Origin of the sequence: Cellulophaga sp. BC115SP (assembly GCF_009905545.1) — a bacterium.
Lineage (GTDB): Bacteria > Bacteroidota > Bacteroidia > Cytophagales > Spirosomataceae > Flectobacillus > Flectobacillus rivi.
On sequence record NZ_JAAALB010000008.1, the window covers coordinates 30102 to 46631 of the forward strand.

A 16530-nucleotide genomic window follows, 5' to 3' on the forward strand; every position below is an offset into this window, starting at 1 on the left:
AAACCACAATCTTCATACAGTATTAGTTTCGAATTTAAGGGACTATTTAGTAAATGATTTTAACCCTTGGTATTCTTTTAGAGCGCCGTAGATATGACAGAAAATACTAGAATGTGTCATACCTACGGCGCATTGTAATAGCTTATTTATTGGTAATCAATGATAAAGAAGCTTTCTGATTTCCAGTACCTGTCAAACTTCCTTTAGCAACTAGGGTATAAATTTTACCAGTAGCAATCGATATCTTATCAAGTTGGAATAATAGAGAGTCATTACTTGCATCTTTCACTACAAATGTATAGTTCGAACCTGGCGTAATAGCTTCAAATGTCTGCACTCCAGCAAAACCCGTTTGAGAGAATAGGGGAGTGCTCTGACCTTTCATATACAAATGTAAACCCTTGTTCTCGGCCATAAAATTGGCAAAGCGAATATGGGCAAACTTAGGACTGGGTTTGGATAAATCGTCATTGTAAACCATAATAGAAGGATTGGCTTTAGTGCCAGCCACAAACGCGGTGTAGTTACCTTGTTCTGATAAGGTAATTTCTTTTTTTGCCATGATAGTTGTCGAACCTTTAGCACTAAAACTTAACTCCATTTTATTCGTTGGGGAATCTTGGTAGCCAAGCTCAGTCATAAAGTCAATATCCTTGTCAAGAAACTTTTTGGTACCTAGGTAAAAACTTACTGCTCCACAATCTGTACAGGCGTTGAATACCGATAGCTTAGCTGGTTTGGGTTCTACGTTGGGATTTACCTCGTAAACTTTCTTACAAGAAACGGACAATACTGCCACAAGAGCAAAAGAGATGTGTGTAAATTTCATAAAAGAGAAGGTTTAAATTTATCTCAATGAGGCATGACTTCAGAGGATGGTTGTAAGCCTTTTCTGGATTTAACATTCTTTAACAAGTGGGGTATATACCCAATGTTGCTAATTATTAAAGTGGCAGATTAAGCAAAATTATACCTTCAGACAGAATTTGGAAATGCCTGCCATTTTCAAGATATTGTAGTACTCAAAGTTGCAGGATAGCATTGTATTAGCTTTGAATCATTTTGGCCAACTGCTTTTTCACAAGAATAATATATGTACAAGAATAGTTTAAATACTCCTAGAATCACACGAAAAATCTACTCAGGAGAATTGGTTTTACTACAGCCATAATGGTAAATTGATGACTTATGAGTTATGGGAAAATGGTAAGATTATAAATAAAAAAGACTTTGAATAAAGTGTAAAATAATTCGCCTATTAGTTCAACTTGCTCAGGTAATCTACAACACAAAATATCTAAAACACAATAACATCACATGGTCAGTTTAAGCATTTGTTTGAGCTTTATTCTCACAACTTGTAATCAATTGAATATGCATTGCGAAACTTTCGCGTCAAGTGCTCATTATAAAGCAATTACTCCAATAGCAGTAAACAACGACAATGGTTTGAAGAGTGCTGATACAACTATAATTGTATTGAAAAAATTGAAATACGCTTTGCTGGATATTAAAGATTACAAGACAGGTAAAAGACAATTGCTTATTCAAAAAGATCATGTAACCCAAGGTAAAATATTTTTTTTAACTCCAGATATAGCGCAGGGGTTCTCCGTAAATTGGATTAAGGAAACAAGTGTAGGCTTTGAAATATCAATAGAGTATGGTTCAAGGTTTTATGTTCAAAAGAACTTCCAATTTATTTATGAAAACAATAGCTTTTATTTAAAGAATATCATAACGAGTTCTTTCGATAAATATAGCCCTGAGAAGTATGAGAAAACTATTAAAAACCTAAAGAAGCCTTTCAAAGTGACTAATTTTAAGATGGAAGATTTTGTGTAGCTTTTTCTTGTATTGCTATTTCAGAACAAGACAACTGTTTAGTAAAAAAGGCGTTCGAAAAACTAATTTCGACCGCCTTTTTTAGTACTCTTATACTATGTCTGACTTGGCTTAAGACCCAAAGCATTGCGTCTCTACATTTAGAGGACAAATTCTCTATCATCGCAAACCACTAAATTCGGGATTAATAGTATTTCAGCTCTATTCCTTCGTCGAAACTTGCGTGGTCTCTTCCCAACCTGTATGTATTTCAACATGCGGTAAGGCTTTTTTCAATGCTTGAATGCCTGTCTTGGTGACTTTGCTTTTCCAGCAATAGATATTTTTTAGGGACTTTAATTTAGCTAAAGATTGAATGCCTGAATCGGTAACCTTAGTGTCAAAAAGATTAAGATATTCCAAATATTGTAACTCTTGTAATTGTGCTAAACCTGCGTCTGTAATGGCTGTATGCTCTAAGTGTAAATGCGTAAGATGTTTACACTTTGCAACCACCACCATAGACCTATCGGTTATTTTTGTACGCCCCAATTTTAACCAAATGATTTGCTCTGATAAGTTGTTCAGTAAATTGATTTGCGCATCATCAAAGTTAGGAGCATTCACAAAGTTGGCTTGAAGAAAATGCTGTCCGTTGGCAACTGGCATAATAACCACATTTAAGGCACGGAGTTTTTGAATATCTTCCTCGTTGGCTGCCGATACACTTTCTTTAAAAACTGCTGAAATACTTTCACCATTTTCTTGAGCATTGTTGCCACTTGATAGTGATGTCAGCAAGGGTTTTACTTTTTCATCAGGTTTTAATTGGGATACCTTTTTGTCAAAAGGCGCACCCTGCTGAATCCACCAATGCAATAGTGCAATTTCTTGCTCAGTAAGTGGCGTTTTGCCTTTTGGAGGCATGTGATGTTCGTCTTCCTCTGGCAATAATAAACGCTTTATAAGCTCGCTATTGGCAGGGTCATTTGCTTTGATAATAGCACCATGTTTACCTCCTTTCAAGAGTAAGTCTTGCTGATCCATGCGCAACTCTCCTTTGATTTTATTGGCATTATGGCAAGACCAGCATTTTTGCTCCATGACTGGGGCAATAATATCTTGATAGACTAACGCCTCATCAATATTCTCTATTTTCCTTGTGGCTGATCCAGTAGCTGTTCGTTTGGGTAGTCCAAACATCGAGCGAAAAGGCTCAGGTGTGTTGGCATACAAATAATCTTCACCATGTGTCATATTACCCCCAAGATGCCCCGTGATGGTAATAAAGGCAACCATGATATACAGGGTAGGGAGATAGACTTTTTTCATAGTAGCAATATGCTGCCAATATACTTTTAGATACCACACCAACAAGGAAATAACCGCTACGGCGATACCTAACCACTGATGCCAAAAGAGCGTATCTTCATTGTACTCGCCAGAGGAGGAAAGCAAATAGCCAAAAATACAAGACAGCACAGCTGTAAGTGAGCCCGTAAAAAGAATAGGGGCAACGGCTGGCTGAAGAGTCTGTAAATTTTTTCTACGAGAAAACCATTCTAAAATGGCCGCCATTACCAACATTCCAATAGGTAAATGAACCACAACAGGGTGAAAATGCCCTAAAAAAATGGCCCAATCCGAAGAGGCATTGGTTTGTAATACTATCATTATATATTAATTTGGAAAATCCTGTAAACGTGGCCTTTAGGCTGTAAGCTGTATGCGTTAGGCAAAATACTTTTATAGTTTCTTTTGACGAATGTCTAAGCTTTGAGCCGTGAGCCAAAAGTTCAAAAGTGTTTCTCATGAAATAATTGAAGCTTTTTGCTTAATGCCTACGGCTTATAGCTTACCGCCTATTAATGCAATAATACTTAAGCAATTCTTTCTAGTTTGATGGGATAGGTTTTTTTAGAATTCCATTGAGGAACATATACGTTTTCGTCAGAGTCCACATATACGTCATGTGGGTGCATAAACACATTGTGAGGGTCGTCTTTGTACTGACGTTGTAGCTTACCATCTTTGTAAGTTGGCTCAGACCCACCAGGGGTTGAGATTACTTTCATATTTTTATCCATAACCTGAATATAACCTGAGTTATTCCAAGATTGGTCGGAGCTTCTGTAGGCTGCTGCAAAAATATAGTCGCCATGTAGTACTGGTCTACATACGAAAGTGCCCGGTAAATGATACACCGCTAAGAATTTTCCATCGAGTGTAAATCTTTTGATACAAGTATGTGAACGGTCTGTAATCAATAAAGTTGGATTCTTTTTATCACGTGTATCTACCAAAACACCGTGACAAGTATCAAATTTATCATCTGTATATTCACTTGAATACCCTCCAAAATGACGAATGTATCTTCCTTTGCTATCATATTGAATAATGTATTGAGAACCATAACCATCAGCTACATAGATATCGCCATTGGCAGGGTTAATAGCTGTTTCTGTAGGCACAAAACGGTTGGGAGATTCATAAACCCCTGTCTCTTTAGGATATTCCAATTTCATGATTTCACGCCCTTTCAAGTCAGTTTTGATGACTTGGTGACGGTTGTTATCACAAATAAATAAAAACTGTTCGGCACCTTCGTTAGAGATAGATAGTCCATGTGCGCCAGGATAGCTTGTGCCCCAAGCCTCCAATAATTTTCCTGATTTATCATAAACCAAGATGTTATTTTTGGTTTCGTTGGTACACATAATCAAACGACCTTTAGCATCTTCAACCATTTCGTGACAGTCGTTAACAGGGTTTTTAGCAGCATCTAATACGCCCCATCCTGCTACTACTTTGTATTTGTGGGAATTGTGTCCAATGATGATTTCTTCCATTTTTTGAGATGTTTTATTGCCTAAACTAGTATTGGTGATTAAACCTGCACCCATAGCTAAACTGCTGGTTTTTAGAAAATTTCTTCTTGATTGATGCTCGTACATAAATGATAGTATGTTAATGGTAAATTACGAATTGTGAATCAATACTGTACGAAGGCTTCTAAAACTGTCGATTTCGGATAGCGGATATCGGATTTCGGAAGTGTAATCTTCTATTTTTTTATTTCCGAAATCAGAAATCCCAAATCTGAAATAGTTTGGAAATTCTTCGTACAGTAATAATTGAGAATTATAGATATAGGCTAGTCTAATTTTGTCTAGGCATCAGAATGTTAATACCTACAGCCCAATCAAGCTATAACCGAACGGATGACTTTTCCACTAGTGTCGGTTAATCTAAAATTCCTTCCTTGAAATGGATAGGTAAACTCCTCATGATTGAAGCCCAAGCAATGCATAATAGTTGCTTGTAAATCAAAAACCGAGGTGCGGTCTTTGATGCCCACATAGCCTACAGGGTCGGTTTCGCCATGCGAGTAACCACCCTTAATGCCTCCGCCTGCCATCCAAACTGTAAAAGCTTCGGTATGATGGTCTCTTCCCTTGAAGGCTGCTGCTTTGCCTTCTCGGTTTTCGGCCATAGGAGTTCTCCCAAATTCGGCCCCCCAAACGATGAGTGTTTCGTCTAGTAACCCCCTTTGTTTTAAGTCTTGGATTAAAGCTGTAATCGCTTTGTCGACGGTCGAACATTTTTTGGTCAAACCATTTGCCACATCAGAATCTTCCGAACCTCCACCGTGGGAGTCCCAGCCCCAATCAAAAAGTTGTACAAAACGTACGCCTTGTTCTACTAATTTTCGGGCTAATAGGCAGTTGTTCGCAAAGGATTCTTTGCCTAATTGCGTGCCATACATTTCGTGGATATAGGCTGGTTCTTTGGTAATATCCATTACTTCGGGTACGGTAGTCTGCATTCTGAAAGCCATTTCGTATTGCGAAATGCGGGCTAAGGTTTCAGGGTCGTGGAATTCTTCGTAAGATTCTTTATTGATTTCAGTAATGGCATCTATGGTGCTTTTGCGTAAATCACGACTCATACCTGCTGGATCTGAAATATATAAAACAGGCTCGCCCTGATTACGACATTGAACACCTTGGTACACCGAAGGTAAAAATCCGCTACCCCATAAGGCTTTGCCTCCATCTGGGTTTTTTCCGCCAGAAGTAAGCACCATATATCCAGGCAAATTCTGATTCTCAGAGCCCAAGCCATACGTTGCCCAAGTGCCAGTGCTTGGTCGCCCCAAGCGAGCCGAACCTGTATGAAGTAGCAATTGAGCAGGCGCATGGTTAAATTGGTCGGTGTACATGGCCTTGATAAAAGAAATGTCGTCTGCCACAGATTGTAAATACGGCATTTTATCCGAAACCCATGCACCGCTTTGACCTACTTGTTGGAATTGGGCTTGTGGTCCCATCATTTGCGGAACACCACGAATAAAGGCAAACTTTTTTCCTTCCAAAAATGAAGGCGGACAGTCTTTACCATCCAATTTCATCAAATCGGGTTTGTAATCAAATAACTCTAGTTGCGAAGGTGCGCCTGCCATGTGCAAGTAAATGACAGATTTGGCTTTTCCCGCAAAATGAGGCATTTTAGGTGCTAGCGGATTGGCAGCACTCGCCACAGTATTTTGAGGAGTACTTCCACAACTTTGCAGAAAAGAGCCCATCGCCATCATACCCAAGCCCGTAGTGCATTGTTTGAGAAAATGCCGACGGGTTTCGTAGCGAAGTTTTTCAAAAAGAAGTTCTTGCTGTAAATTTTTCATACGTTTATTCAATGAACAAAAGCTTTTAGGTTTCAAAAAATCCGACCTCCGAAATCACAAATCCCCAATCAATATTATTCTTTCATAATAAACTCATCCAGATTTAGTAGGGTGCTAGCTACAAGGGTTTTAGCGGCCAAATCTGGAATGTTTTTGGGTTTTATGTTATCATCAGGGCAAATGTTGAGAAGCTTTTCTGCCTCACTTTTATTCTGTCGATATGCCTGTAGTGAATTTGTATAAAGCTTTTTAAACACCGCTAATTTTCTCTCAGAGATGGGTTTACCGATAGCAAATTGATAAGTATTACTAATTTGCGAGTCAAACGAGCCTTGAATCAGGTCCATCTTCTGGGCTAAATGTTTGGCACATTCTAAATACACAGGGTCATTGAGCGTGACAAGAGCCTGCAAAGGCGTATTGGTTCGGATTCTTCTTGCCAAACAAATATCACGATTAGCCCCATCAAAAGTAATCATCGAAGGATAGGGCGTCGAACGTCGCCAATAGGTATATAAGGCTCTTCTATATTGGTCGTCTTTTTCACTGGTTTTCCAAGCCATGCTACTATAAGGCGAATTCCAAATCCCATCTGGTTGATATGGCATTACGCTTTTTCCATACATTTTCGGACTTAATAAACCACTTACTAGCAAGGCTTGGTCTCGAATTTGTTCAGCAGACAGACGAACTCTTGGTCCACGAGCTAAGAGTCGGTTCATCGGGTCTTTTTCTAACAAATCTGGTGTAGCTTTAGAATCTTGTTGATACGTAGCCGACATGACCATTTCTTTTAATAACCGCTTTGGTTTCCATTCGTACTCGGTCATAAATTTCACTGCTAAATAGTCCAACAACGCTGGATGCGTAGGCGTGAATCCTTGTGTGCCAAAATCTTCTAAGGTTTCGACTAGCCCTATGCCAAAAATTTGTTCCCAAAAGCGATTGACCGCTACTCTAGCAGTTAATGGATTCTCTTCACTTCCCAACCACATGGCTAGTCCGAGACGATTTTTAGGGGCATTTTTAGGTAATCCACCAAATATGGCAGGGACATCTGGCTCTACCACCTGTGTTTTGGCCAACCAATTACCCCGCTCCCAAACGTGAGTTTGACGAGTAAACTCTTTGGGAGAATCTAGCATCACTGGTGTGTTTTCGGTGCTGGCACTGATTAAGGCTAGAAAATCCTTTTTTCTTTGACTAAAATCCGTTCTATCTTTTCCAGGAAATTCGGGTAGTAAAGTAAAACTTCCTATGACACAGGTACTTTGATCTGGTTTTACTTTGGCATTTTTAAAAACAAGGTACCAATCCTGACGACCACTCATGGCAGGTAAATCATATAGTTGATAATCCCATGAATTAGTCCATCCGCCTTTTTGGGTGGTATCTAGTTTGATAGTTGTTAGGAGTTTGCCTGTCAGTGACCCAAGGTGTATTTCCATAAAAGTTGGGCTGCCAGTTTTGTTGCCATAGGCTACTAATAACTGTCGTTTGCCTTCTACAGGTAGAGCTTTGAAGCGAACAGAGCCCCCATTACGAACGCCCAAATACTTATTGTCTGCTAAGGCGCCATTGATAAATTGGTCTCCTGCGTGTGGGTGAATTTTAGGTTCTAGAAAAGTCAAATAGTGGGATAGTTCCTGCTCCTTGGCTGTGCCAAAATTGCTTTTCAACCAGCTTTTCAACTGAGCAAGCTTTGCCTTATCTTCTGGTTGGTTAAATTGTCGGAGATATGGCGAATCGTCAGGAATATCTTCGTCACGAGTATTGTAAAAAAATGCCATTGACTTGTAATAGTCCTCATGTCGAATCGGGTCATAAGGATGCGAGTGACATTGTACACAAGCCATAGTAGTCCCCTGAAACATCTCCCAAGTCGTGTTGACGCGGTCAACCATCGAGGCGTTTCTAAATTCTTCATCATCAGTCCCTCCTTCATCATTATTTACGGTATTGCGATGAAATGCCGTTGCGATGTATTGTTCTTCAGAAGGATTTTTTAGTAAATCACCTGCTAATTGTTCCTTGATAAATTGATGGTAAGGGAGGTCCTTGTTAAAAGCCTTGATGACATAGTCACGATATTGCCAGATATTCCGAGCTTCGTCTTTTTCGTAGCCTTTGGTATCTGAATACCTTGCCATGTCTAGCCACATACCAGCCCAACGCTCGCCGTACTGAGGAGAGGCTAGTAAAGAATCCACGACTTTTTCATAAGCATTTTCTGAGTTGTCATTCAAAAAGTCTTGTAGTTGCTTTTCGGTAGGAGGTAAGCCAGTTAAGTCTAAGCAAACTCTGCGAAGTAAAATAGATTTTTCGGCTTGTTTCGAAGGAGAGAGCCCCTCTTCATAAAGCTTATGTTTTACAAAATAGTCAATATCATTTTTTTCCCATTTTTGAGAAAACCAATTAAACAAGCCTGCAAAAAAGCTTTTGTTAGGAACTTGAGACATTTCTGGTTTGACAAAAGCCCAGTGTTCACCCCAATTTGCGCCTTGGTTCACCCATTTTGTCAGGATTTCTATTTCTTCTTTTTTCAAAGGTTCTTTCTTCAATGGCATTCTTTCCTCTGGGTCTTTATGCGTCAGACGGATGATAAACTCAGAATGTTTGGCATCTCCTGGGATAATCGCAGGCTTTCCTGATTCAGTTTTACCCAATGCTTCTTCTCTGAATAATAGACTAAATCCTCCCTGCTTTTTTACGCCACCATGGCAGGAAATACAGTGTTTATTTAAAATCGGTTTTACTTCTGTGCTGTAATCAACGGTGTTGTTTCCTCCCCAAAAAGAGTATACAGAGTATCCTCCGATTAAAATGATGCCACTAATGAAGAGTAATTTATTGGTATTCATAAGAGTTATAATTCCGTAATGAGTTAATTTATGGAATAAGCGTGTGAGTAAATGTTGGGTTTAAAGGCTTAATACAGATGTAGAAGTGTAAGGTCAGAGAAAAATAAATATATCATCTCATAGCTCTTACATAATTGTAATGAATAATGATTTTTTTATACTCTAAGTAGAAAATAAAATTTTTAAATACTGTCTGTAAGTGCAGTGATAGCGCTGTGAACAGGCTTTTATTAATATGATTTTAAGGTAGAAAATAATTTTAAGATGGATAAATTACTGGGTTGTATAAACTTGAATATGAGCAATAACATTATTTGTAAATAGCGATTAGACTTTTATTAAGATAACAAGGTTTTGATTCTCACTACAGCAGAATTAAGAACCAGAGAAATAAGTGTATTACATCTTTTACTTCTCTGAAAATTCATTAGCGTTTATACCCGTATTTTAAAAAAGAGATATTAGTTCCAATGCAAATTTAGTGTTTGTATGATTTTATTTAAATAGCAATTTTAATGAAAAAGATGGATAATATTATGGTAAAATAACTATCGCAGAGAAAAGATAGATTTGTTGGAAAAAGCTTCTACAGCATCATTCAGCAATCTAATTGCATGAGTAACCTCCTATTCCTTAAAACAGCAAACTCTAAAGCAAAGAAATTGACTATTATAGTTGAGTTTTTACGATAGATATGGCTATACCACTGAGAGATTTTAGAAAAATGGATAAAAGCTAAATGGATAGACAATACACGCCTATTCCTCAAAAGACATGGTCGTAAAGTTTAGAAAGAGTGGAGACGTAAACTAGAAGTTTTTATTAAGAAAATAACAGACTTTTGAAACGTATAACACTATAGAACACTTCTTGTAAAAGAATTTCTACGATAGTACAAATATTAGAAATGCAAAGTAGGCTTATCATAATAAAGCCTATCCTGCTTTATTAGCAATTGTTAAAAACTTTGTACGATTCAAAAAAATATCTTAAAAAAACAATTTTTTATTTTTTTAATTAAGAAATAATTTTAAAATTTACACCGTGAAATATGACCTATTTAACTCGTCGTTGCACTTTACGTGGTTAAATTCTCAAGCTCCTTTAACACATCTCTGTGTTGTTTTCACAAAAAATGAATATTATAAATCAGTTTTCTATAAATAAGTACAATCACCCACTTTAAACAATCTCCTAGGAAGGGCCGCTCTTAGTGGATGTTAAACAGTTATTCCAAAAAACATGTATATCGGTTGTTGGATTGATTAGCTCTCTTTTGCTCTATAATTTCCATTACAAAAGCTCAAAAGCTGTCTTCTAATACCCACACAAAAAACAAATATGAAAGTGAAGCTCCCATAGGCTTGCTCATGTCCGTTGAGTAATAGTCTTTATCTATTAGCTTCTGAATTTTTAAATTATTTTATGAATGTAACAAATGCCTTGATAGTCATGGTGTTATGTTATTTGCGTATGCTTTCTAGCATAGGAGATTGATAAAATGCTCTCATGTTTCTGTGTGTTATACACACAGGCTGGCACTTATATGCTTTATTCAAAACCAACAATTTAAACCAATTCTAAATCATAAAGTTACCAAGGCTACTGTAGCATACAATCACATTTCCAGCAACCCTATCATAATTGAGCAAGACGTTTGTTTTGCTGTGATGGACTACGTATATACTTATTGTTTCACTTTGAGTCATTAGTGTAGAGCTTTTTGAAAAAGTTTTTTTTATAAATAATCAGTTAAACGTTTAAGCAAAGAAAGGAGGTATATTAAGCAACAAAAAATCGCTTCAATATCATTGTTACATTTTTCCAAACACTATTTCTATGAACAACAAATTACTACAAAAACTAGCGGGGGTCATTGCCCTGTGTTGTCTATTTTTGATTACTTGGACTGCCCAAGCCCAAGAAAGAAAAGTAACAGGTAAAGTTTTGTCAGCGGCCGACGGACAAGGTTTACCTGGAGCTTCAGTTATGGTAAAGGGCACTAAGGTGGGGGTTGCTACGGGTGCAGGCGGAGAGTTTACTATCGCAGTTAAAGGAGCTAGCGATGTATTACTTGTTACGTCTGTGGGTTTTCAAAACCAAGAAGTTAGAGTTGGATCTCAATCCAATATTACAGTAAGATTATCAGAAGATGTGGCCAACCTAACAGAGGTGGTTGTGACAGGTTATGGTACACAGTCAAAACGAGATATTACAGGTGCTGTAACTACAGTGAATGCTAAGGACTTACAGTCTGTTCCTGCAACTACGTTTGCTCAACAATTACAAGGTCGTGCCTCTGGTTTGAGTATCGTGAACGATGCTACACCAGGAGGTAATGCAACTGTTCGTATTCGCGGCTTCGGTACGATTGGTAACAACGACCCTCTTTTCATTATCGATGGTGTACCTACTGAAAATCAGGGTAACCTTAATCCAAATGACATTGAAACTATTCAAATTTTGAAAGATGCATCTTCTGCATCTATCTATGGTTCGCGTGCTGCCAATGGTGTAGTAATCATTACTACGAAAAAAGGAAAAGCAGGTGTACCAAAAATTACGTTCAGTGCCTACTATGGTAGCCAAAAAGTGTCGAATGATGTACAATCTTTGAATGCCAAAGAATTAGGTCAGTATTTGTATTTAGCTGATAAGTATGCAGGTAAAACGCCTTCGCATGGACAATATACCTTTGGACCAAATGGCGAAGTAACAATCCCAGACTATGTTTTCCCAAGTGCAGGTAAAGCAGGTACACCTGGGGTAGATCCTAAGTTGTATTCACTGACACCAGATAACATTTATGCTATCACTAAATCAGCGGATACCTATTGGTGGGGCGAGCTAACACAAACAGCTCCAATTTCAAACTACCAATTAACAGCATCTGGCGGTACTGATAATAGCCGCTATGCTTTGTCTTTGGGTTACTTTAGTCAAGATGGTGTCGTAAAATTCATCGGTTATGATCGTTATACGTTGCGTACTAATACCGAATTTTCAGCCTTGAAAAAACGCTTGAGAGTTGGTGAAAACTTCACGGTTTCAATTGATAACCGTAAAGGTGGATACAATAACAACGAAGAACAAAATGCCGTTTCGGGTTCGTACAAGCACCATCCATTATTGCCGATTTATGATATTGCAGGCAATTTTGCAGGTAGCCGTGGTGCCAACTTAGGTAACAACTCAAACCCTTATGCTACATTGTACCGTCAAAAAGATGACCGTTTGTATCGTATGCGTGGATTTGGTAACGTATTTATGGAGTTTGACATTTTGCCAAACCTTACTGCTAAAACTAGCTTTGGGGTAGATATTACCACTGAGAATAAGAAAGAATTAGGTCGTGCCAACCCAGAATATGTTGAAGGTAGCTTTAACAATAGCTCTACTTCACGTACCAATTATGATTACCAATGGGTATGGCAAAATACATTGTCGTACAACAAGACTTTCAATGAATCTCACAAAATTGATGCTTACATTGGTTTAGAATCAATCAAGCAATTTGGTGAGTATTTTGGTGCTAGTCGTAATGGTTATGCTTTCGAGGTTGTGCCTATTATGAGCTATCTTGACCTTGGAGACCCAACAAAGGTATCTAACTATGGCTCAGTAGGTAATGACTATACATTGTCTTCACAATTTGGTAAATTTAACTATTCTTATGAAGGTAAATATTTACTTCAGTTGATTGTTCGTAACGATGCTTCGTCTCGTTTCTTATCTGCTTCACGTAATGCGTTTTTCCCTGCGGCCAGCTTTGGATGGCGTTTATCTGAAGAGAAATTTATCAAAGATCAACTACCGTTTTTCAATGACTTGAAATTGCGTTTTGGTTGGGGTAAAACAGGTAACCAAAAAATTGGTAAGTACAATGCCTACACTACCTATCGCTCTGATATTTACCACGCTGGTTATCCTATCGATGGAAATCAAGTTACACCAACGATTGGTTATGACGCTAGTGCGTTTGGTAACCCGAATGCAAAATGGGAGTCAACAACCTCAACAAACATAGGTTTGGATGCCGCATTATTGGGTAGCAAATTGACTTTTGAATTGGATATCTGGAATCGTAAAACTACCGATATGTTATTTACAACACCTATTACCTTTACTGCGGGCGATGCAACGGCGCCAGCTTTCAACGTAGGTGGAATGACTAACAAAGGGGTTGATTTTGGCGTGAACTACAAAAATTCTGTAGGTGATTTCCGTTATGGAATTGGTGCTAACTTTTCTACGTATCGCAACAACGTAGACAAACTAGATGCTAGTCCAAATACACGTTACTTCGGTTATGGTTCGCGTGTACCTGCTGTTACAGTAACGCAAGCGGGTTTACCAATTTCTTCTTTCTATGGTTATAAAGTATTGGGTATTTTCCAGTCTGATGATGAAGCTAAAGCTTGGCCAGCTTATGGTGACTACAATAAGGCAGGTAAATTCAAGATTGCAGATATTAATGGCGACGGCAAAATCACGGACGATGACCGTACTATTATTGGTAATCCTCACCCAGACTTTACGTATGGTTTGAACCTCAATTTTGGTTATAAAAGCTTTGATTTGACTATCTTCTGCAACGGTACGCAGGGTAATGATGTATTCAACTATACTCGTTATTTCTCTGACTTCAACACTTTCCAAGGTAACCGTTCGAAACGTGCATTGTATGATGCTTGGCAGCCAACTAACAAGTCGGGTACTGTACCTATCATGGATGCTAACGACCAAATCAGTAGCCGTCCATCAAGCTACTTTATAGAAGATGGTTCGTATTTCCGTATCAAAAACGTTCAACTTACTTACAACTTGCCTCGTAAAATTGGTAGCAAGCTAGGTCTTGACAATGCTCAGGTGTATTTGCAAGCACAAAACTTGGCAACATTCACGAAGTATTCTGGTCTAAACCCTGAAATCCAAACAGGTTCAGACAATACTTTGGGCTTTGATGGTGGTTATATGCCAGTTTCTAGAACATTCATTTTGGGTGTTAATCTAGGATTCTAGGCACGATGACAGTATCTGATTTGTAAGAAAACTAATGTTCGTTTTTTACCAAAAGAGAAAAAATATGAAACGTAAAAATATTATAAAACTTTGCTTGTCGGCTGGTCTCGTTGTTGGTATTGCTACGGCTTGTAGTGATGAATTCTTGACGCGTGAGCCACAAGGTCAATATAGCCCATCGTCTCTCCAAACAGCCAAAGGGGTAGAAGGTATCCTCTTGGGTGCTTATGCCATGATTGATGGTCAGGGTTTGGATGGACAAGATGCTTGGAATAACGATATTCAAAGCTGGGTATTTGGTGGAATTGCCTCTGATGATGCCTATAAAGGTACTGACGCGGGTGACCAACCAGAACAATCATTTATCGAAAAATGGGATTTTCAACCTACTAACAACCACATCAAAAATAAATGGAGAGGTTTGTTTAAAGGGGTTGCACGCTCAAATGATGTGATAAATACCCTTAAAAATGTAAAGGATGTTAGCGATGATCGTCGTAAACAAATTGTAGCAGAGGCTCGTTTCTTACGTGGACTTTTCCATTTTGAAGCAAAAAAAATGTGGAAAAACATCCCATATATCGACGAGAATATCTATAATTTGAACGATTTGGAAAGTACCAAAGTGCCAAATGATAAAGACGCTTGGCCATTTATTGAAGCTGATTTCAAGGCTGCGATGGATGCTTTACCTGCGACTCAGGCACAAGTTGGTCGCCCAACAAAATGGGCTGCGATGGCTTTCCTGGCAAAAGCTTACATGTACCAAGGTTGGAATATATCGACTGGTGCAGCTAATACTGCTAAGTTACAAGCTGCTAAGGCCTTGTTAGATCAGATTGTGGCAAGTGGTAAATTTAAGTTGATGGATAATTTCAGAGACAACCATGATGCGAATACTCGTAATAACGCAGAGTCTATCTTCGAAATTCAGTATGCGTCTTCAAGTGCTAGTGGCGATGCTGCTGATGCTGGTGTAGGTTTGGCTCACCCATATACATCGCCTTGGGGCTGTTGTGGTTTTTACCAACCATCTCAAAACTTGGTAAATGCTTATAAAACAGATGCTAATGGTCTTCCTTTATTGGATAGCTTCAATGATTCTGATGTAAAAAATGACCAAGGAGTTGATTTGGATGCTGCTTATACGCCGTATGAAGGTATGCTAGACCCTCGTTTGGATCATACTGTAGGTCGTCGTGGAATTTTGTTTATTGATTACAAAATCCATAACCGTGATTTTATTCGTGACCAAACGTATGCAGGTCCTTATTCTCCGAAAAAACATATTCCTTCAAAAGCCTTTACTGGTGTAAATGGTTGGGCAAACCTTACAAGTAACAACTACCGCATTATGCGTTATAGTATGATTTTGTTGTGGTTAGCTGAATGTGAGGTAGAATTAGGCAACCTTGAAAGAGCAAGAGACTTGGTTAACCAAATTCGTGCTCGTGCTGCCAACCCTGCTGGTTTTGTTCAGAAGGCTACCCAAGGTGCTACTCGTGATGCCTACACATTGGTGTTTGATTCAAAAGGTGCTCCAGTTCCTGCTGCCAACTACAATGTGAAGCCTTATGCTTCTGCTTGGTCAAATCAAGCTACGGCTCGTAAGGCAGTTCGTTTCGAAACTCGCTTGGAGTTTGCGATGGAAGGTCACCGCTTCTTCGACCTAGTGCGTTGGGGTATTGCTGCCGAAACATTGAATGCTTACAATGCCGTAGAAAGCACTAAACGTGTTTACAAAAAAGGTGGTGTATTTGTAAAAGGTAAACATGAGTTTTTCCCAATTCCTCAAGAAGCAATCGACCGCTCTGAGAAGGATGGTAAACCGACCCTTACTCAAGACCCAGCTTATAAATAGATTGGATTGATAACTGAAAAATGGTGTCTTTACAGAGATGGTACCCTGTGCCATCTCTGTTTTTACTGTATATAAAATTGTTATTTTAAATAAGAAGAACATTAGAATATTTTCAACGTAAATATTTAAGAAGCTAGTACAATTTGCGAGATGAATATTCTAATTCACAATTAATACGCCTTAGGCTATAAGTCGCAGGCATTAGGCAAAAATATATTCATAATTGTATTAGAAACACATGCTGATTATGAGTGTAATTCAATAACTGATATACTATT

At 38.4% G+C, this 16530-nt stretch carries 8 protein-coding genes; 3 read left to right on the forward strand and 5 right to left on the reverse strand.

Annotated features, from left to right (window positions below):
- Positions 1 to 142: 142 nt before the first annotated feature.
- The gene (locus GVN22_RS08425; RefSeq protein ID WP_166550591.1) at positions 143 to 829 is read right to left on the reverse strand and encodes a DUF4397 domain-containing protein; all 687 of its coding nucleotides are present in this window, start codon (positions 827 to 829) and stop codon (positions 143 to 145) included.
- Between the two features lie 488 nt (positions 830 to 1317).
- Here GVN22_RS08425 and GVN22_RS08430 point away from each other — a divergent pair, with 488 nt between their 5' ends.
- On the forward strand, positions 1318 to 1845 hold the full coding sequence (locus tag GVN22_RS08430) for a hypothetical protein (RefSeq protein WP_166550592.1): 528 nt from the start codon (positions 1318 to 1320) through the stop codon (positions 1843 to 1845).
- A 201-nt stretch (positions 1846 to 2046) separates the two neighbouring features.
- Here GVN22_RS08430 and GVN22_RS08435 read toward each other — a convergent pair whose 3' ends face one another.
- The 4 genes from GVN22_RS08435 to GVN22_RS08450 form a co-directional block, all read right to left on the reverse strand.
- The gene (locus GVN22_RS08435) at positions 2047 to 3498 is read right to left on the reverse strand and encodes a c-type cytochrome domain-containing protein (protein WP_166550593.1); all 1452 of its coding nucleotides are present in this window, start codon (positions 3496 to 3498) and stop codon (positions 2047 to 2049) included.
- A 206-nt stretch (positions 3499 to 3704) separates the two neighbouring features.
- The gene (locus GVN22_RS08440) at positions 3705 to 4778 is read right to left on the reverse strand and encodes a twin-arginine translocation signal domain-containing protein (RefSeq protein ID WP_166550594.1); all 1074 of its coding nucleotides are present in this window, start codon (positions 4776 to 4778) and stop codon (positions 3705 to 3707) included.
- Positions 4779 to 5026: 248 nt separating this feature from the next.
- Positions 5027 to 6508, reverse strand: coding sequence for a DUF1501 domain-containing protein (locus GVN22_RS08445; protein ID WP_166550595.1), 1482 nt, complete (start codon positions 6506 to 6508; stop codon positions 5027 to 5029).
- Positions 6509 to 6582: 74 nt separating this feature from the next.
- A complete protein-coding gene (locus GVN22_RS08450) occupies positions 6583 to 9369 on the reverse strand; it encodes a DUF1553 domain-containing protein (RefSeq protein WP_166550596.1) in 2787 nt (928 codons plus the stop codon).
- 1839 nt (positions 9370 to 11208) lie between these two features.
- Here GVN22_RS08450 and GVN22_RS08455 point away from each other — a divergent pair.
- Positions 11209 to 14391 carry a TonB-dependent receptor gene (locus tag GVN22_RS08455; protein ID WP_166550597.1) on the forward strand — a complete coding sequence of 1061 codons (3183 nt, stop codon included), beginning with the start codon at positions 11209 to 11211 and terminating at the stop codon, positions 14389 to 14391.
- Positions 14392 to 14455: 64 nt separating this feature from the next.
- Positions 14456 to 16252: a RagB/SusD family nutrient uptake outer membrane protein gene (locus GVN22_RS08460; RefSeq protein WP_166550598.1), complete on the forward strand. Its 1797-nt coding sequence runs from the start codon at positions 14456 to 14458 to the stop codon at positions 16250 to 16252.
- Positions 16253 to 16530: the final 278 nt, after the last annotated feature.

Bases quoted from the DNA above. Each gene is read 5' to 3' on its own strand.
- GVN22_RS08425 (WP_166550591.1), bottom strand. From the start codon at position 829: ATGAAATTTACACACATCTCTTTTGCTCTTGTGGCAGTATTGTCCGTT.
- GVN22_RS08430 (WP_166550592.1), top strand. From the start codon at position 1,318: ATGGTCAGTTTAAGCATTTGTTTGAGCTTTATTCTCACAACTTGTAAT.
- GVN22_RS08435 (WP_166550593.1), bottom strand. From the start codon at position 3,498: ATGATAGTATTACAAACCAATGCCTCTTCGGATTGGGCCATTTTTTTA.
- GVN22_RS08440 (WP_166550594.1), bottom strand. From the start codon at position 4,778: ATGTACGAGCATCAATCAAGAAGAAATTTTCTAAAAACCAGCAGTTTA.
- GVN22_RS08445 (WP_166550595.1), bottom strand. From the start codon at position 6,508: ATGAAAAATTTACAGCAAGAACTTCTTTTTGAAAAACTTCGCTACGAA.
- GVN22_RS08450 (WP_166550596.1), bottom strand. From the start codon at position 9,369: ATGAATACCAATAAATTACTCTTCATTAGTGGCATCATTTTAATCGGA.
- GVN22_RS08455 (WP_166550597.1), top strand. From the start codon at position 11,209: ATGAACAACAAATTACTACAAAAACTAGCGGGGGTCATTGCCCTGTGT.
- GVN22_RS08460 (WP_166550598.1), top strand. From the start codon at position 14,456: ATGAAACGTAAAAATATTATAAAACTTTGCTTGTCGGCTGGTCTCGTT.